This is a genomic window from Marivita sp. S0852, assembly GCF_046591575.1.
Taxonomy (GTDB): domain Bacteria; phylum Pseudomonadota; class Alphaproteobacteria; order Rhodobacterales; family Rhodobacteraceae; genus Marivita.
The window spans coordinates 59,059-76,149 of record NZ_JBIQWA010000005.1 but is presented as its reverse complement, the minus strand read 5'-3'; the positions used below and the strand labels follow the sequence as shown (position 1 = coordinate 76,149).

The 17,091-nt window shown below is 59.3% G+C and carries 15 protein-coding genes; 6 read left to right on the top strand and 9 right to left on the bottom strand.

Annotation, left to right across the window (positions count from 1 at the left end; translation table 11 throughout):
- Positions 1–27: 27 nt before the first annotated feature.
- Positions 28–861: a prephenate dehydratase gene (locus tag ACG74X_RS12115; protein ID WP_411235098.1), complete on the top strand. Its 834-nt coding sequence runs from the start codon at positions 28–30 to the stop codon at positions 859–861.
- A 124-nt stretch (positions 862–985) separates the two neighbouring features.
- On the top strand, positions 986–1,828 hold the full coding sequence (locus ACG74X_RS12110) for a DUF6544 family protein (protein WP_411235096.1): 843 nt from the start codon (positions 986–988) through the stop codon (positions 1,826–1,828).
- A 106-nt stretch (positions 1,829–1,934) separates the two neighbouring features.
- On the opposite strand, the gene ACG74X_RS12105 is transcribed toward ACG74X_RS12110, so the two are convergent.
- Positions 1,935–2,642, bottom strand: coding sequence for a GntR family transcriptional regulator (locus tag ACG74X_RS12105; protein ID WP_411235095.1), 708 nt, complete (start codon positions 2,640–2,642; stop codon positions 1,935–1,937).
- A 113-nt stretch (positions 2,643–2,755) separates the two neighbouring features.
- Between ACG74X_RS12105 and ACG74X_RS12100 the strand changes: the two genes are divergently transcribed.
- Together ACG74X_RS12100 and ACG74X_RS12095 are read left to right on the top strand one after the other, a co-directional pair.
- A complete protein-coding gene (locus ACG74X_RS12100; protein WP_411235093.1) occupies positions 2,756–3,454 on the top strand; it encodes an aspartate/glutamate racemase family protein in 699 nt (232 codons plus the stop codon).
- Positions 3,455–3,472: 18 nt separating this feature from the next.
- A complete protein-coding gene (locus ACG74X_RS12095) occupies positions 3,473–4,828 on the top strand; it encodes an NCS1 family transporter (RefSeq protein WP_411235092.1) in 1,356 nt (451 codons plus the stop codon).
- Between the two features lie 67 nt (positions 4,829–4,895).
- Here ACG74X_RS12095 and ACG74X_RS12090 read toward each other — a convergent pair whose 3' ends face one another.
- From ACG74X_RS12090 to iolD, 8 genes are all read right to left on the bottom strand, one after another.
- The gene (locus tag ACG74X_RS12090; protein WP_411235091.1) at positions 4,896–6,050 is read right to left on the bottom strand and encodes a CaiB/BaiF CoA transferase family protein; all 1,155 of its coding nucleotides are present in this window, start codon (positions 6,048–6,050) and stop codon (positions 4,896–4,898) included.
- The gene (locus ACG74X_RS12085) at positions 6,050–7,264 is read right to left on the bottom strand and encodes an acyl-CoA dehydrogenase (RefSeq protein WP_411235089.1); all 1,215 of its coding nucleotides are present in this window, start codon (positions 7,262–7,264) and stop codon (positions 6,050–6,052) included. The genes ACG74X_RS12090 and ACG74X_RS12085 overlap by 1 nt, the downstream gene beginning before the upstream one ends.
- A gap of 350 nt (positions 7,265–7,614) precedes the next feature.
- The gene (locus ACG74X_RS12080; protein ID WP_411235088.1) at positions 7,615–9,273 is read right to left on the bottom strand and encodes a thiamine pyrophosphate-dependent enzyme; all 1,659 of its coding nucleotides are present in this window, start codon (positions 9,271–9,273) and stop codon (positions 7,615–7,617) included.
- A gap of 149 nt (positions 9,274–9,422) precedes the next feature.
- Complete coding sequence (gene iolG / locus ACG74X_RS12075; RefSeq protein WP_411235086.1) at positions 9,423–10,415, bottom strand: inositol 2-dehydrogenase; 993 nt, start codon at positions 10,413–10,415, stop codon at positions 9,423–9,425.
- Positions 10,408–11,247 carry a class II fructose-bisphosphate aldolase gene (locus tag ACG74X_RS12070; RefSeq protein ID WP_411235084.1) on the bottom strand — a complete coding sequence of 280 codons (840 nt, stop codon included), beginning with the start codon at positions 11,245–11,247 and terminating at the stop codon, positions 10,408–10,410. Before ACG74X_RS12070 ends, iolG begins: the two co-directional genes overlap by 8 nt.
- Complete coding sequence (locus ACG74X_RS12065; RefSeq protein ID WP_411235082.1) at positions 11,244–12,086, bottom strand: 5-deoxy-glucuronate isomerase; 843 nt, start codon at positions 12,084–12,086, stop codon at positions 11,244–11,246. Before ACG74X_RS12065 ends, ACG74X_RS12070 begins: the two co-directional genes overlap by 4 nt.
- 13 nt (positions 12,087–12,099) lie before the next feature.
- Entirely contained in the window at positions 12,100–13,077 is a 978-nt protein-coding gene (iolC, locus tag ACG74X_RS12060) for a 5-dehydro-2-deoxygluconokinase (protein WP_411235080.1), read from the bottom strand.
- Positions 13,077–14,945: a 3D-(3,5/4)-trihydroxycyclohexane-1,2-dione acylhydrolase (decyclizing) gene (iolD, locus tag ACG74X_RS12055; protein ID WP_411235079.1), complete on the bottom strand. Its 1,869-nt coding sequence runs from the start codon at positions 14,943–14,945 to the stop codon at positions 13,077–13,079. The genes iolC and iolD overlap by 1 nt, the downstream gene beginning before the upstream one ends.
- 125 nt (positions 14,946–15,070) lie before the next feature.
- Between iolD and ACG74X_RS12050 the strand changes: the two genes are divergently transcribed.
- Positions 15,071–16,174 (top strand): Gfo/Idh/MocA family protein, encoded by a 1,104-nt coding sequence (locus ACG74X_RS12050; protein WP_411235078.1) that lies wholly within the window; start codon positions 15,071–15,073, stop codon positions 16,172–16,174.
- A 17-nt stretch (positions 16,175–16,191) separates the two neighbouring features.
- Entirely contained in the window at positions 16,192–17,085 is an 894-nt protein-coding gene (locus tag ACG74X_RS12045) for a sugar phosphate isomerase/epimerase family protein (protein ID WP_411235077.1), read from the top strand.
- The last annotated feature ends 6 nt before the right edge of the window (positions 17,086–17,091 follow it).

Here is a 17,091-nt window from a genome sequence, read left to right as displayed (position 1 = left end):
CGTTGGGCAGATTTTTCGGAGGTGCCAATGTCACAGAAGATTGCTTTCCAGGGAGAGCCGGGTGCCTATTCCCACGAAGCGTGCCGTGATGCCCGCCCGAATATGGAGGCCTATCCATGCCGGACCTTCGAAGATGTGATCGAGGCAGTGCAAAGCGGCAAAGCGGAACAGGCGATGTTGCCGGTGGAAAACACCATCTATGGCCGGGTCGCTGACATTCATCGGCTGTTGCCTGAAAGCGGGCTGAAAATCATCGACGAGGCGTTCGTGCGGGTGCACATAAACCTGCTCGGTGTTCCCGGCGCGCGGCTTGAAAATGTGCAAGAGGCACATTCTCATGTGGTATTGCTGCCGCAATGCGCGACGTTTCTGGCCCAACATGGCATCCGCGGCCGCGTGAACGCCGACAATGCCCGCGCCGCGCGTGAAATCGCCGAACGGGGTGATCCGCATATCGCAGCTCTGGCCAGCGAACTGGCTGGCGAAATCTACGGATTGGATGTTCTGGCGCGGCACATCGAAGACACTGACAGCAACACAACCCGCTTTCTTCTGATGGCGCGCGACGGCGATACCACCCGCCGTGGCGATCACGGCATGATGACCACTTTCGTGTTCGAAGTCCGCAACATTCCCGCCGCGCTTTACAAGGCGATGGGCGGTTTTGCGACCAATGGCGTCAACATGACCAAACTAGAAAGCTACATGGTCGACGGCTCTTTCACCGCGACCCAATTTTATGCCGACATCGAAGGCCATCCCGACGACCCGGCCGTCGCGCGCGCGCTGGACGAACTGGATTACTTCACAAGCATGATCAACATTCTCGGAACCTATCCCCGAGACCCGCGCAGGGACTAAATGTTCGATCCCGGAGTTTGGTGGTGCGATCTTTTCCTCTTTAAACAGCGTCTCCTCAGCAATTGTGATAGGGGTGTCACCGGATGTCTTGGACCGCCTGCACACGCGCCGAAAAAGGGGTAACATGCGTATGATTTGGGGTCTGTTTGCTGTGACGATCGGGATTGCCCTGATCACTGTGTTTGTATGGAGACAGTTGGACCACCGGGCGGACCGTGCTGAAATGGACAGGCTGATCGGCATGCAACTGAACGATCCGCCCCTTTTTTCACCTGACATGGTGGCCGACCTGCCGGAACCGGCGCGACGGTTTTTCACCTTCGCCATCGCAGAGGGCACACCGCTTTTTACGGTGGCCAGGTTGGAAATGGTCGGCCAGTTCGGCATGGGAGACAAGGCCGCCCCCGGCTATATGCTGATGCGCGCAACCCAGGTGTTGGCTGTGCCGCATGGTTTTGTCTGGAAGATGTCGGGTGGATCGGGCGCGATGCGCATGGCGGGATCGGACAGCGGCGCTTGGACCCGGTTCTGGCTCGGGGGTCTTGTGCCTGTGGCCCGTTTTGGCGGGAACCCGGACCACAGACGGGCTGCCTTTGGACGCTATGTCGCGGAAGCAGTCTTCTGGACTCCGGCGGCTGTTTTGCCGGGGCCGAATGTCAGTTGGAAACCAGTTTCGGCAAACGCCGCGCGCATGACGATGCGCCACAATGGCATGGAACAATCGGCCGACGTGACAGTCGCGGCAGATGGTCAACCGCTGCATGTGTCGTTTATGCGATGGAGTGACGCCAACGCGGACACGGTCTACCGGCTTCAGCCCTTTGGTGGCTACCTTTCGCAGTTCGACGACGTCGCCGGCTTCCGCCTGCCGACCCATTTTGAGGCGGGCAATCATTTCGGAACGGAGGATTATTTTCCGTTCTTCATCGCCGATGTGACCAACATCACGTTCCCGAAGCCGCGGTAAGTCTGAGCGGTGTGAATGCTCCGGCAGCTGGCGCTGCTATGCTTTCTGGCACTGGTGTCCCTGCCGTCGCCCCGGTGCCAGGTGCCGCCGACCGGTGTCACAATGTCTAAAGCGCCAGTTGTTCCGCAAGTGTCAATTCGCGGGTTTCGGGGCGGTTGAAATCAATGCCCGATTCAAGGTGGCGGAGATGGTCGTCGATCAGGATCACCAGGCGGTCGGTGTTTCTAGCCTCGATCTCGTCCACAATCCGGGCATGTTCGTCCTCGGCGCAGGCTGACGTGCCGGCGGCGCTGTATAAACCAAGGATCAGGGTGGTTTGCAGGGTCAATTCGCCCAGAAAACGCTCCAGAACCCGGTTTCCGGCAATTTTGGCAAGTTTCATATGAAAAACCCGCGACAAGCGCAGTTCCAGTGGCTTGTCATTGGCGGCTCTGGCCTGTGCCTCTTGGGCGATGTTTTCGCGCATGAACCGGATGTCTTCGGCGCTGGCCCGTTCGACCACATTGCGCGCCAGGGTGCGCTCGATTGTGCGACGTGCTTCGAAAACCTCGCGCGCTTCCTGCGGAGAGGGCGTCGCGACATAGGCACCGCGATTGGGACGCAGTTCGACGACTTTTTGCGCGGCAAGGGCTGTCAGGGCGCGGCGCACGTTTGCACGATTACAGCCGAAAAGTTCGCTTAAAGACTGTTCGCGCAGCTTGGTTCCGGCGGGCAATCGCTGCTCTGCCACCGCCGTCAGGATGGCGTGTGCAATTGTATCTTCCGGTGATCGGGATGGCGTATCTGATTGATCGTGATTGGAAAGCTCGTTCATGGCGACACTCTATCCGATGTCAGACTCCGGGCGCAATCTGAACTCAAGATAGTTTTTGTTTGACTTGATAACAAGTATTGTTAACAATCTTTGCTATCAATTTAGGAGGAGCTATGAAGATTCTGGTCATGAACCCCAACTCGACCGTGTCGATGACGGACAAAATCGTCGAAAGCGCGCAGAAGGTTGTGAGTGAGGGGACAACGATTGTTGCTGCGACAGGCCAAGACGCGCCCGCCAGCATTCAAGGGCACCACGACGAAGCTATGTCGGTACCGGGTCTTCTGGCGCGCCTGAAACAGGCCGAGGCAGATGGCTTGGACGGTGTCGTCGTCGCCTGCTTTGACGATCCGGGAATTCGCGCGTGCCGCGAGGTCTTTTCCGGGCCGGTGCTGGGCATCTGCGAGGCCGCGGTAAAAGGCGCAAGCATGATCGCCACATCGTTTTCGGTTGTGACGACGCTACCGCGCTCTGTTCCCGTGATCGAGCATCTGATCCACGGCTACGGCCTGTCCCATCAATGCAAGCGTGTTCGGTCAGCCGAAATACCGGTTCTGGCTCTGGAGGAGGAAGGATCGGGCGCGCGCGACAGGGTGCGCGACGAGATACTGAAAGCCGTTCGCGAAGACCAGTGCGAGGCCATCGTTCTGGGCTGCGCAGGCATGGCGGATCTGACCGATTGGCTGACCCGTGAAACCGGCGTGCCGGTCATCGACGGCGTAACAGTCGCCACCAAGATGATCGAAGGTCTGGTCGCGTGCGGGCTGAAAACCAGCAAGGTGGGTGGCTATGCCACGCCGATCGCTGCCTGAATTTAAGGAGGAGACATCATGACATTGAATCCCGAGATCGAAGCCTCCCACGTGGAGGCGATTGAGCAAAAGGCGATTGGCGAAGAAAGCCTTGCGCCACAGAAAACGCGGATCATGGGTCCGGTATCCTATCTGTTTGCGTGGCTTGGGGGCTGTGTTTCGATTGGCACATTCACCGTTGGCTCAGGCCTTGTGGGCACTCTGAACCTGCTTCAGACTTTTGTGGCCATCGCCATCGGCTGTACCGTTATCGGTGTGGCGCTGATGATCAACGGTCAGGCTGGCCATAAATACGGCATTCCATTCATGGTTCAGGCCCGCTCTGCCTTTGGCTTTGCCGGAACGCGCATCCCGGCGCTGGTGCGGTCCGTGCCTGCAATCGTCTGGTTTGGTTTCCAAAGCTGGATCGGGGCCGGTGCGTTGAACCTCGTGTCGGAAACCTTGTTTGGCTATTCCAATATGTGGGCCTTCTTTGTGGGCTTTCAGTTCCTGCAAATCGGCCTGTCGGTCCTTGGGTTTCACGGCATCAAGTGGTTGGAAAACATCGGGTCGATCTTCATTATTTGCTCGCTGATTTACATGTTCTTCAGCGTGATCAACAAATACGGTGACGAGATTTCGACCAATCTGGTCAATGTCGAAGGCACCTGGGGCGCACCCTTCTGGGGGGCAACCATGTTGTTTTTGGGGATTTACAGCACAATGATGCTAAACGTGTCCGATTATTCGCGCGAATTGCGGCACAATGTGGGGCCGGTGCGTCAGGCAGTGATCTATGCCAATTCGATCCTGCCAGCGACCTTGTTCATGGGTCTGATCGGTCTCATGGTTTCTGGTGCCACCGGCGAAGTTGATCCCATCAAGGTGTTCTCAAGCGCCGTGGACAACAAGCCGCTGCTGGTGATCACCTTGCTGTTCATTGCGTTTGCACAGGTGACAACCAACATTCTGAACAATGTGGTTCCGCCAGCGTATGCGCTGATGGATGTGTTCAAGCTCAGCTATAAAACCTCTGCTGTTCTTGTCGGGCTTCTGGCCTTTGCCACATTCCCCTGGGAATTGGTGAAAGACGAATCTGCTGCCGGTCTGGGCCTGTTCATCCAGACATATTCCGCATTCCTGGGCCCGATCTTTGCGATCCTGGTTGTCGACTATTTCTTCCTGCGCAAGCAGACGCTGGATCTGGACAAGCTTTATGATCCCGAAGGGCCATATCAGGGCGTGAACTGGGCGGCGGTCATCGCGATGGCGATCGGTGTTGTGGTTGCGCTGATCTTCTCGGGGATTTCCTGGTATGCCAGCCTGATCCCCGCTGGTCTGTCGTACTGGTTGCTGATGAAATACCTTCCTGCGGCAAAGCGGTTCGCCCAATAAACGCCAAAACACCGACAGGCGCGCGGCAGGTCCGCGCGCTTGCTTTTCTAGTCATGCGCCGCTTGGGTCAGGTGTCTTGAGGCCAGCCAAAATCCCGCACCGCTTGGGTGTGCTGACCAAGGCGCGGCGCGGTTTTTGTCAAACTCAGCTCCGAATGACTGAACGTGATGGGTGTGCGCACGCCAGGCACGTTTTCAGGCTGCACCTGCATGCCGCGATGTACGATCTGGGGATCGGCGAACACCTCTGCAACGGTGTTGATCGGAGAGGCGGGCACATTGTGCGCTTTCAACGCCGACAGCACATCGGATTTCAACCATTTGGCCGTGGCCGCTTTCAACACCGGCACCAGAGCCGCACGGTGTTTCACCCGGTCGGCATTGGTACGATACCGCGCATCTTTGGCAATATCGGCAAGTGACAGCACCTGACAAAGACGCTGAAACTGACCATCATTTCCAGCCGCGATGATGATATCGCCATCGGCCACGGGAAATACCTCGTAAGGCACGATATTGGGGTGCTGATTGCCCATCCGTTGTGGAGACCGCCCCGTCGACAAGAAGTTCATCGACTGGTTTGCCAGCGCGGCAGTGCCCGCATCGAACAGGCTCATGTCGATATGCTGACCCTGACCGCTGGTCTGGCGCGCAGCCAACGCGGCCTGTATCGCGATCACCGCGTAAAGGCCGGTATAAATATCGGTAACCGCAACGCCCACTTTTTGCGGCGCGCCATCGGGGTCGCCGGTGATCGACATCAGGCCCGACATGCCCTGGATCAGATAATCATACCCGGCCCGGTCCGCGTAAGGTCCGGTCTGGCCAAAGCCGGTGATCGAGCAATACACCAGTGCCGGGTTCATCGCGGACAGTGTGTCGTAATCCAGCCCGTATTTGGCAAGCCCGCCCACCTTGAAGTTTTCGATCACAACATCCGCGTCACGGGCCAAGGTCTGCACAAAAGCCTGCCCGTCCTGTGATGTCAGATCGGCGGTGACCGAATATTTGCCGCGATTGCAACTGTAGAAATAGGCCGCCGAGGACGTATCTTCGCCCTCGCGTTCGATAAAAGGCGGACCCCAGGTGCGCGTATCGTCACCTTTAAGGCTTTCGACCTTGATCACAGTGGCCCCAAGATCAGCAAGGGTCTGCCCCACCAGCGGGCCCGCAAGAATGCGGGCCAGTTCCAGAACCCTGAGGCCGTCCAGCGGTGCGGGCATCAGAAAAAGGCCTGCAGCCCTGTCTGCGCCCGGCCCAGGATCAGCGCGTGAACGTCATGCGTGCCTTCATAGGTGTTCACGGTCTCAAGGTTCTGCGAATGCCGGATCACGTGGTATTCCGCCATGATCCCGTTGCCACCATGCATGTCCCGCGCATGCCGCGCGATGTCGAGCGCCTTGCCGCAGTTGTTGCGCTTGATCAGGCTGATCGCTTCGGGGGCGGCGGTGCCGGCATCCAGCATGCGACCGACCTGCAAAGCGGCGTGCAGGCCAAGCGTGATTTCGGTCTGCATATCGGCAAGCTTTTTCTGAAACAGCTGCGTCTGCGCCAGCGGGCGCCCGAACTGCGTCCGGTCCAGCCCGTATTGACGCGCGCGGTGCCAGCAATCCTCGGCAGCGCCCATCACACCCCAGGCAATGCCATAGCGCGCGCGGTTCAGACAGCCAAACGGGCCTTTCAGACCTTCAACACCCGGCAGCAACGCGTCTTCGCCCACTTCGACATTGTCGATGACAATCTCACCGGTGATCGACGCGCGCAGTGACAGCTTGCCCTCGATCTTGGGCGCAGACAGGCCCTTCATCCCTTTCTCAAGCACAAAACCGCGAATTTTGCCGCCATGCGCTTCGGATTTGGCCCAAATGACAAACACATCCGCAATCGGGCTGTTCGAAATCCACATCTTCGCGCCATTCAGCACGTAACCGCCCTCGGTCTTTTTGGCGACAGTTTTCATGCCAGCGGGGTCAGATCCGGCTTCGGGTTCGGTCAGCCCGAAACATCCGATCAATGTACCTGCGGCAAGCCCCGGAAGATATTTCTGTCGTTGCGCGTCCGTGCCATAGGCGTGGATCGGGTACATGACCAAAGAGCTTTGAACACTCATCATGGACCTGTACCCGCTGTCCACGCGTTCCACCTCGCGCGCGACAAGACCATAAGACACATAACCGGCACCAAGCCCGCCATATTCCTCGGGAATGGTCACCCCCAAAAGGCCCATCTCGCCCATCTCGGCGAAAATCTCGGGTGCCACACCTTCGTTCATATACATGTCGGACACGCGCGGCATCAATTTATCAGTCGCATAGGCCGCCGCACTTTCGGCGACCATCCGTTCATCCTCGTCTAAGGCACCGCGAAGGCCCAACGGGTCTTGCCAGTCGAATTCAGAAAGTGACGGTCCGTGACCCGCGTTTGAGGCATCAAGCATGTCCAAGTTCCTTGTTAATCTCGTTGGCCGCAGCACATCCTGCGTTCTGTCCCAGAACTGTCGCGGCCAGGAACCCGTTTCCGGATAGATCCCCTCTATCCCCGGATGCGGAAACGCCAAAACCGGCACCCCCAGCTGCGAAAGGTTGTCATAGCCCGCGCCTGACTTTCGGCAGGTTTGGGTGTCTGGCGGTATTCTGCGGCCTCATTGCCCGTGAAACAAGACCCCGCTGACACGGACCGCGCAATAGCCCGCAGAAAACCGTGTTCGGCGGAACGGCCTGCCACGCATATCGCCTCACCGTTTGGGCACAGCGATGTTGCGCGACAGTGCAAATTCGGCGGTCCAGGTTAGCCCATGTTACTCAGCGTTTTGCCCGGTGCCAGAAAGTCAGGATCGGCGATCACATGGATCAGGCTGACACCCGGGGTTGCACGTGCTTTGGCCACGGCGGCGGTAAAAGATGCCAGATCCTGCACAGCTGTGGCCTGCGCCCCGAAAGACCGGGCAAAGGCGCAGAAATCCGGATTGGCCAGATCGGTGCCCGACACCCGCCCCGGATATGCGCGCTCCTGATGCACACGGATGGTCCCATAGCGCCCGTTGTCGATGACAATCACCGTCAGATCCAGACCATGATGCACAGCTGTGGCCATTTCCTGACAGGTCATCATAAAGCACCCATCACCGGCAATGGCGACAATTTCGCGGTCCGGAGCACAGATGGCGGCCCCGATGGCGGCAGGCAGGCCATACCCCATAGAGCCAGAGGTCGGGGCCAACTGTGATCCCGGGCTGCGATAGCGGTAGAACCGATGCAGCCACCCGGCATAGTTTCCGGCCCCGTTGCAGACGATTGCCGTATCCGGCAACACATCGGCAAGATGCGCGAAATAGGGGGCAAGCGGATCATCCGGAACCGAATCCGGCACAGTAAAGCGCTCAAACTCTGCGCGCAGGGTTTCGGTTCTGCTGGCAAAGAGGTCCGGGTCAATCGGCTTCCAGGCGGCGACGGCTTCGCAAAAGCTTTGGGTGTCAGAGGTCACGGCGATCTCGGGTTCGAAAACCCGGCCAAGCTCTTCTGGCTCGGGAAAGACATGGATCAGGTTTTGGGTCGGCACCGGTGCGGACAGCAACGCATAGCCATTCGTCGTCATCTCCCCCAAACGGGGGCCAATCGCGATCAGCAGATCGGTCTGCTCCATCAGCGTCGCAAGATAGGGCGGTGTCCCGACGCCATAATGGCCAACGTAATTCGGATGGCTGTTGTTCATCAGCCCCTGACACCGCAGTGATACCGCAACAGGCAAGCCCTGGGTCTCTGCAAACCGTTCCAGCGCGGCAATGCCGGTGCTGGTCCACCCGCCGCCACCGGCCATGATCAACGGTGCTCTTGCATCCGCGATCCGGCCTTTGACCGCCTCAAGCGTCTGTGCCACCGGCATAAATCGCGGGGCTTCGGCCCAGGCGGGTGCTACGGGCTGCGCGATGTCGTCGTACAGCATGTCCTCCGGCAGCGCCAGAACGACAGGGCCGGGGCGTCCCGACATCGCGGTGCGAAAGGCGCGGCTTACATATTCCTGAAGGCGGGACGCATCGTCGATCTGTGCAACCCATTTCGCCATCTGGCCAAACATCCGGCGATAGTCGATTTCCTGAAACGCCTCGCGGTCCACCATGTCGCGTGCGACCTGTCCAAGAAACAGGATCATCGGGGTGGAATCCTGAAAGGCAACATGCACGCCCGCGCTGGCATTGGTGGCACCTGGCCCGCGTGTGGCAAAACAGATGCCCGGGCGTCCGGTCAACTTGCCATAGGCCTCTGCAGCCATGGCGGCCCCCCCCTCTTGGCGGCAGGTGACAAAGCGGATGTCCGGATCACGTCCGTAAAAGGCATCCAGCACAGGCAGATAGCTTTCTCCCGGCACGCCGAACACGGCTTTTGTGCCCTGTGCTTGCAAAAGGTCGACAAGATGATCCGCCGCGCGAAGGGTGTTTTTTTGGGTCATGGGTATGCTCGGAAAACAGTGTTCGCCCCGACGCTAATCGTGTTCCCGCCACGGGGCAAACCGGTTCCTGTGTTCCCCGCACCAAAGACCATCGTGCAGATGGTCTGAAACGGGCCAATTCGAACGGCGCAGCAGGGTCTGAGTGCCGCTTAAAGAGCAACAGTCACCGGCTGGCCCGTGTCGCGCGACAGCGTTGCCGCATCCGCCAATTGCTGCGCCTTGAGCCCGTCGATGATGGACGGCGTCACCGAAGTTCCGGCGGTCAGACAGTCGACAAAATGAGCCAATTCTGCCCGATAGGCGCTTTCGTAGCGTTCTAGAAAGAAATGCATCACGGCTGCCGTCTTGAAGCCGCTGTCCGTTGCGGCCTCGACCGTGTTTTCATGCACGTTTGCCGCGCGCAGCATCCCCTTAGACCCATGCACCTCGATCCGCTGATCATACCCATAGGCGGCGCGCCGTGAATTGCTGATCTGACAGATCTTGCCGCTGGCGGTTGTCAGCGTCACTGCCGCTGTATCCACATCCCCCGCCGCGCCAATCTCGGGGTCCACCAAAGCACTGCCAACCGCGAACACGCTGACCGGGTCTTCGCCCAGCAGGAACCGCGCCATATCCAGATCATGGATCATCATGTCGCGGAAAATCCCGCCAGAGCTTTTGATATAGCTGATCGGGGGCGGGGCGGGGTCGCGGGACAGGATTGTGACCAGTTCGGTGTCGCCGATCTCGCCTTCGGCCAGCCGCTTTTGCAGGTTGGCAAAGCTGGGATCAAAACGCCGGTTGAAGGCGGTCATAAACGGCACGCCTGCAACCTCGACCGCCTTGATACAGTCGCGAATGCGGTCAGCGGACATATCAATCGGCTTTTCGCAAAAAATGGCCTTGCCTGCCGCAGCGGCGGCGTGGATCAGATCGTAATGCGTGTCAGTGGGGGTGCCGATGACAACCGCGTCTACGTCCTTGCTGTTTATGAGCGCGTCGCTGTCCAGCACCTGCGCGCCGGTTTTGGCAGCCAGAGCATTCGCCGGATCGGCAAACGCATCCGACACGGCGGTCACGCGCACAGTGTCGATCTGGCTGGCGGACCGTGCATGTACCACACCGATCCGCCCGCATCCCAGCAATCCAAGATTAACCATTCTCTGTTCCCTTAAAGGCTGTCAGTACGCGCCGCGCGGCGGCGACCACGGGGTCATGCGTGTCTTTCAAAATCGCCACCCGGTCAAACCGGGCGGGATCGGCATTCACGGCGTTTCGCAATGCGTCGCCAAAGGCCATCCGCAATTCCGTTCCGATATTGAATTTGCAGATCGATGATCCCTGCGCCAAGCGTCTGCGCTGATCCACCGGTACGCCCGATCCACCGTGGATCACCAGTGGCACGGATGTGACGGCCTCGATCGCACGAATGCGGGGTTCGTCCAGCCCGCCGTCCTTGTCTTCCTGCAGATGCACATTGCCCACCGAAATTGCCATCGCATCGACATTGGTCTCAACAGCGAATTGCGCGGCTTCTTCCGGGTCCGTTCCGGCAGATTGTTCACCGCCGGAATAGCCGACAAACCCGATCTCGCCTTCACACGAGATACCCGCTGCATGTGCCATCTCTGCAATCGCGGCGGTCTCCGCGATGTTCTGCGCCAACGGTTTGCGGGAGCCGTCGAACATCAAAGACGTGAACCCGCTGTCCAGCGCCTCTTTACATTCATCCATCGTATAGCCGTGATCCAGATGCGCCACGACCGGAACGGATGCATGTTCCGCCAGATGGCGGAACATCTTGCCCAGCACCGGCAACGGCGTATGCGCCCGGCAGGACGGCCCGGCCTGCAGGATCACCGGCACGTTCTCCGCCTCGGCCGCCGCCACATAGGCGCGCATGTCTTCCCATCCCAGCGTGACCAAACCAGCCACCGCATGCCCTTGCTTCAGCGCGGGCTGAAGCACCTCTGCAAGTGTCGCGAGCGTCATTTGAACTTGGCAATCATGTCTTTGATCCCCGGAATGGTCTCAATCTGATCCGCATGGGTGGGCTGGAAATACTGCACCAGACTGCGCTGGCTCAGCCCGCCAAGGATGGTGAAGTAATACATCTCATACCCCGGCAGAACGGCGCAGGGGTGATACCCCTTGTCGATGCAAATCGTAGAGCCATCCATGATGTGATAGGCATCGCCGGGTTCATTGTCTTGGCGCTGCAACATCTGAACACCCGACCCGTGTTTGGGGCGGAACCGGAAGTTATACGTCTCGTCATGCCGCGACTCATCCGGCAAACGGTCCGTGTCGTGCTTGTGTGACGGGAACCCGGACCAGCCACCTTGCCCGACGGTGTAGAGTTCAGACACCAGCAAGCGCCCCACCTTGTCGTGCTGTTTCTGCCCTAGGATGTGTTTGATCTTGCGATGGGTCTTGGTGTCGTCCGACCCGTATTGCACAAGGTCCAATTCGGCCACGCGGACATCGAAGGGATCAAGCACCTTGTCGTATTTCGCCCCGGCCACAAACACCTCTGTGTCGTCGGACCTGCACACCATGCTGACCTTGGCCCCGACCGGCACATAAACGCCCTCGGGTTCCCCATCCCAGACGTCTTCGCCACGGTTGCCAAGAGACGGGAAACGCACGCCCTCAATATCGACATCCACGGTCCCGGTCGCGGGAACGACACAGGTTTCATAGCCCGGCACCTGGTAGTCAAAACTCTGACCTTTGGTCAGTTTGACAATGTTGAAATAGTTGAGCGGAACGGTCGGATCATCTGCATCGACGATGGGCACGTTCTTGTTGTCGTGAGGTGCGATATGCATGGGGTCGTCCTCTTTAGGCCTCGGTCGGGCCGGGATGCGTCTTCAGGAAGTCTTCAAGCTGCGCGGCATTCGGCATCGCCGGGGCACAGCCGGGTTTGGACACCACAATCGACGCACAGGCCGATCCGCGCAGGATGGCGTCTTTGAGCGGTCGGCCTTCGGACAGGCCTGCCAGAAAGCCCGCCATAAAACTGTCGCCCGCGCCGGTGGGTTTGACGGCCTCGACCGGGTAAATCCCGGTCTTGATTTCAGCGCCGTCCGCAAAGGTGATCGCGCCAAGCGGACCCATCTTGTAGACAACGATCTGCGCACTGTCTTGTGCCAGAGCCTTGGCCTTGCCCAACCCCTTGTCGATGTCACCAGCCATAAAGCCGAACTCTTCGTCATTGCCGACAATAATATCCGACATCGCGCCTGCACGGCTCAGCACGTCTTCGGCGACCGCAGCGGACGGCCAGCTATAGGGGCGGTAATCCACGTCAAAGATGATCGGCAGGCCCGCTGCCTTGGCCAGTTCAAACGCGCGGAACGTGGCGCTGCGCGATGGTTCGGCGGCAAACACCGTGCCTGCGGTGATCAATGCGCCGAAGGCGCTGTAGTCCACCGCTTCAACGTCTTCGACCGACATCTGAAAATCGGCTGCATTGTTGCGATAAATAACGGATTGGTGGTCCTCGACGCGGGTTTCGTAAACCGCCAAAGAGGTGCGGTATTCGCCCCGCACCCGTTTCACGTAGCGCCGGTCGACGCCGTACTGGTCCAGCTGATTTTCGCAATACCAGCCAATGGCGTCGTCAGACACGCAGGTCACAAGCGACGCGTCACATCCGAACTTGCACAGTCCCGCCGCGATGTTTGCGGATGACCCGCCCATCGCCACCATCATCGTCCCCGCATCGCGGGTGCGGGTGCCAGCCGGGTCAGGTGACAGGTCCATCCCGACCCGCCCGATCACCAGGAATTTCCGTTTGGCCAGCGCCTCTTGCAGCATCAGACGCCCTTTCTTTGGCGGGGGCGGCTGCTTTCCCAATCCACATGGGCGTCGCGGACTTTGTCAGACGTTGTGACGTGTGGTGTGCCCACTTCCCACCAAGCATGGCCTTCGGTTGTCCAGCCGTCATAGGCGTCAACCTTCATGACAATGACAGAGGTCTTGTCCGCCGCCTGCGCGCGTTTGAACGCGTCGGCCAGCTCTGCCGGGTTTGACACCGTTTCGGCGTTGGCCCCCATGGAGGCTGCGTGGGCCTCGAAATCCACCGCGAAGGGGGCGGGAACGGTGGGGCAATCTGCGATCAGGTTGTTAAAGCTTTCATTGCCGGTGTTGTTCTGCAGCTTGTTGATCACCGCAAACCCGCCATTGTCGAGCACAAGGATGATCAGCTTTTTACCCGTAAGCACCGAGGAATAGATGTCGGAGTTGAGCATCAGGTAAGACCCATCCCCGCAGAACGAAATGGTGTCGCGATCCGGTTCGCGTTCGGATTGCGCGATCCGCGCACCCCAGGCCCCGGCGATTTCGTAGCCCATGCAGGAAAAGCCGAATTCGACGTCCACCGTGCCAGTGTCCAAGGTGCGCCAGTTTGCGGTGACTTCGGCAGGCAAGCCACCCGCCGCTGCAACGATGCGGTCGCGTTTGTCGCAAAGCGCGTTCACCACCCCAATGGCCTGCGCATATGAATTGGGGCGATTGTCCGCATAAGCCACGTTATCGGCGACATAGGCCACCCATTTTTTGCGCTCGTCCTGTGCCGTCGCCACCCAAGCGTCGGGCGCGCGGTAGTCCTTCAATGCGGACGTCATTTCGATCAGGCTCAGCTTGGCATCGCCAACCACCGGCAAGGACCGGTGTTTGGCCGCATCATGACGCGCGGCATTGATCGAAATGAATTGCGCGTCTTGGGCAAAGGCTGTCCATGACCCGGTTGTGAAATCCTGCAGGCGCGTGCCGACTGCAACGATCACGTCGGCCTGTTCGGCGATTGTGTTGGCGCTCTCTGACCCGGTCACGCCAATGGGGCCAATGTTCAGCGGGTTCGTGTCCAGCAGGTTGGCCCGCCCCGCGATGGTTTCGACCACTGGAATCTGGTGAGCCTCGGCAAATTCGCTCAGCTCTGCCACCGCGCGCGAATACTGAACACCGCCGCCCGCGATGATCATCGGGCGTTTCGCGGCTTTCAGGCAGGCCACCGCATCTGCGATCTCGCCCACATCTGGGGCCTGACGGCGAATGCGATGCACCGTCTTTTCAAAAAACACGTCTGGGTAATCATAGGTCCAGCCCTGCACATCCTGTGGCAAACCCAGAAAGGCAGGGCCGCAATCGGCAGGGTCCAGCATGGTTGCCAACGCCGCAGGTAAGGATTGGATCACCTGCGCCGGATGGGTGATCCGGTCCCAATAGCGCGTCACCGGTTTGAAGGCGTCGTTCACGCCAAAGGTGGGGTCGTTGAAATTCTCCATCTGCTGCAAGACCGGGTCGGGCAGGCGGGTCAGGAAAGTATCCCCACACAGCAAAAGCATCGGCAGCCGGTTCGCATGGGCCAGCGCAGCAGAGGTCAAAAGGTTCGACGTACCGGGGCCTGCAGAGGCGGTGCAGAACATAAACCGCTGACGCAACCATTGCTTGGCATATCCGGCAGCGGCAAAGCCCATGCTCTGTTCGTTCTGCCCCCGATACAGCGGCAGCGCATCGCGCGTATCATAGAGCGCTTCGCCAAGGCAGGTCACGTTGCCGTGGCCGAAAATGCCAAATCCACCCCCGCACACGCGCAGCACCTCGCCGTCCACGTCAATATACTGGTTTTCCAGCCACTTTATGATGGCTTGGGCGGTGGTGAGTGTGATGGTGTCAGTGGTCATTGGCAGGCACGTCCTTTTGCGATTCTCGTCCGACGGTCATTTCCCGTCTTGCGCAGATCGGAGTCCCACGATACTAATTTTGCAACCGGTTGCAAACGGATTTTCGAAAAATAGGGGGGTGCGGCGTGACGGAACTGGGCGTCGGGATAATTGGCGGAGGCTACATGGGCAAAGCCCATTCCGTTGCAATGGCGGCTGTGGGGGCTGTGTTCAACACAAACCTGCGCCCAAGGCTGGAAATGATTTGCGCCTCCAGCGACACCAGCGCAGAACACTATCGCGCCGCCTATGGCTTTGACCGCTGCACCGCAGATTGGCGCGTTTTGGTGAACGATTCGAAGGTTGACGCCGTTGTCATCGCCAGCCCGCAGGAATTTCACCGCGCGATTGCCGAAGCGGCCTTTGCGCTGGGCAAGCCGGTGTTTTGTGAAAAACCCTTGGGCGCGTCGATAGAGGACAGCCGTGCGATGGTGGCGGCTGCAGAGGCGTCGGGTGTGGCAAACATGGTGGGGTTCAACTACATCCGCACCCCCGCCAGCCAATACGCGCGGCGGCTGATTTGCGAAGGTGTGATCGGAGACATCACCTGGTTTCGCGGCGAACATACCGAAGACTTCCTGAGCGACCCGCAGACGCCCGCCAACTGGCGCACCAGCGGCGATGCCAACGGCACCATGGGGGATCTTGCCCCCCATATGATCAACGCCGCGCTGGCGCTGCTGGGGCCGATCGACACGCTGATCGCGGAGGTCGAAACCGTACATTCCAACCGTCCAAATGGGACGGTGACCAATGACGATCACGGCCAGATGATGTGCCGCTTTGCCCGTGGCGCGATGGGGCAGTTGTATTTCTCGCGCATCGCGACGGGCCGCAAGATGGGCTATGCCTACGAGGTCACGGGCACCCAGGGGGCGATCCGGTTCGATCAGGAAGACCAGAACGCGCTGTGGCTCTATATCGCGAACGGTCCAGAGGCGACGCGGGGCTTTACCAAGATCCTCACCGGTCCGGCGCATCCCGATTACCTGCCGTTCTGTCAGGGGCCAGGGCATGGCACGGGCTATCAGGATCAGATCATCATAGAAGCCCGCGATTTTTTGCAGGCGATTGAAACCGGACACCCGGTTTGGCCCACATTCCGAGACGGGATGGAGGTCAACCAAGTGATTGCGGCGGCGATGGCGTCGTCACGTGACAAAACATGGAAAGACGTCAGCGCTTTCTGAATTGGGAAAGGACCCCGATGACACTTCGTATTGGCAATGCGCCCTGTTCCTGGGGTGTGGAATTTGCGGATAATGCCCGCAACCCGACATGGCAAACCGTGCTGCAAGAATGCGCCGAAGCCGGGTATACCGGGATTGAGCTTGGCCCTGTCGGCTTCATGCCGGAAGACCCGGCTGTTCTGGCCGACGGTCTTGCGCGCCACGATCTTGATCTGATTGGGGGCGTTGTGTTTCGGCCCTTCCATGATCCTGCCGCGTGGGACGATGTGATGGATGGGGCGGTGCGCACCTGCAAGGCGCTGACCGCCCATGGCGCGCAGCATTTGGTGCTGATCGATTCCATCTCGGAGCGCCGCGCCCCGACAGCGGGACGGGCGTCCGAGGCCGAACAGATGGACAACGCGGAATGGGCGGCCTTCCGCGATCGGATTGCGACGGTCGCCAAGATGGGGGCCGAAGAGTACGGCCTGACCGTTGGCATTCACGCGCACGCTGCAGGCTTTATGGATTTTGAGCCTGAACTAGAGCGTTTGCTGGATGAGGTAGATGAGAGCATTCTCAAGATCTGTTTTGACACCGGGCACCATTCCTATGCCGGGTTCGATCCTGTTGCGTTCATGAAGCGGCACATGGACCGCATTTCCTACATGCATTTCAAGGATATTGACCCACAGGTCAAAGCCGATGTGATCGCAAAGCGCACTGGTTTCTACGATGCCTGCGGACAGGGCATTTTCTGCAACCTTGGGCAAGGGGATGTGGACTTCCCCGCTGTGCGGCAATTGTTGCTGGATCACGGGTTTGAAGGCTGGTGCACGGTGGAACAGGATTGCGATCCACTGCTTGATCCCGACACTTTGGGCGACGCGCGCAAGAATCGGGAATACCTTGAATCCATTGGCTTTACCTAAGGACAT

What these genes read in the sequence shown, in the direction of transcription:
- ACG74X_RS12065 (WP_411235082.1), bottom strand. Translation starts at nt 12,086, where the DNA reads ATGCATATCGCACCTCACGACAACAAGAACGTGCCCATCGTCGATGCA.
- ACG74X_RS12110 (WP_411235096.1), top strand. Translation starts at nt 986, where the DNA reads ATGCGTATGATTTGGGGTCTGTTTGCTGTGACGATCGGGATTGCCCTG.
- ACG74X_RS12105 (WP_411235095.1), bottom strand. Translation starts at nt 2,642, where the DNA reads ATGAACGAGCTTTCCAATCACGATCAATCAGATACGCCATCCCGATCA.
- ACG74X_RS12070 (WP_411235084.1), bottom strand. Translation starts at nt 11,247, where the DNA reads ATGACGCTCGCGACACTTGCAGAGGTGCTTCAGCCCGCGCTGAAGCAA.
- ACG74X_RS12100 (WP_411235093.1), top strand. Translation starts at nt 2,756, where the DNA reads ATGAAGATTCTGGTCATGAACCCCAACTCGACCGTGTCGATGACGGAC.
- iolG (WP_411235086.1), bottom strand. Translation starts at nt 10,415, where the DNA reads ATGGTTAATCTTGGATTGCTGGGATGCGGGCGGATCGGTGTGGTACAT.
- ACG74X_RS12045 (WP_411235077.1), top strand. Translation starts at nt 16,192, where the DNA reads ATGACACTTCGTATTGGCAATGCGCCCTGTTCCTGGGGTGTGGAATTT.
- iolD (WP_411235079.1), bottom strand. Translation starts at nt 14,945, where the DNA reads ATGACCACTGACACCATCACACTCACCACCGCCCAAGCCATCATAAAG.
- ACG74X_RS12085 (WP_411235089.1), bottom strand. Translation starts at nt 7,264, where the DNA reads ATGCTTGATGCCTCAAACGCGGGTCACGGACCGTCACTTTCTGAATTC.
- iolC (WP_411235080.1), bottom strand. Translation starts at nt 13,077, where the DNA reads ATGCTGCAAGAGGCGCTGGCCAAACGGAAATTCCTGGTGATCGGGCGG.
- ACG74X_RS12095 (WP_411235092.1), top strand. Translation starts at nt 3,473, where the DNA reads ATGACATTGAATCCCGAGATCGAAGCCTCCCACGTGGAGGCGATTGAG.
- ACG74X_RS12115 (WP_411235098.1), top strand. Translation starts at nt 28, where the DNA reads ATGTCACAGAAGATTGCTTTCCAGGGAGAGCCGGGTGCCTATTCCCAC.
- ACG74X_RS12080 (WP_411235088.1), bottom strand. Translation starts at nt 9,273, where the DNA reads ATGACCCAAAAAAACACCCTTCGCGCGGCGGATCATCTTGTCGACCTT.
- ACG74X_RS12090 (WP_411235091.1), bottom strand. Translation starts at nt 6,050, where the DNA reads ATGCCCGCACCGCTGGACGGCCTCAGGGTTCTGGAACTGGCCCGCATT.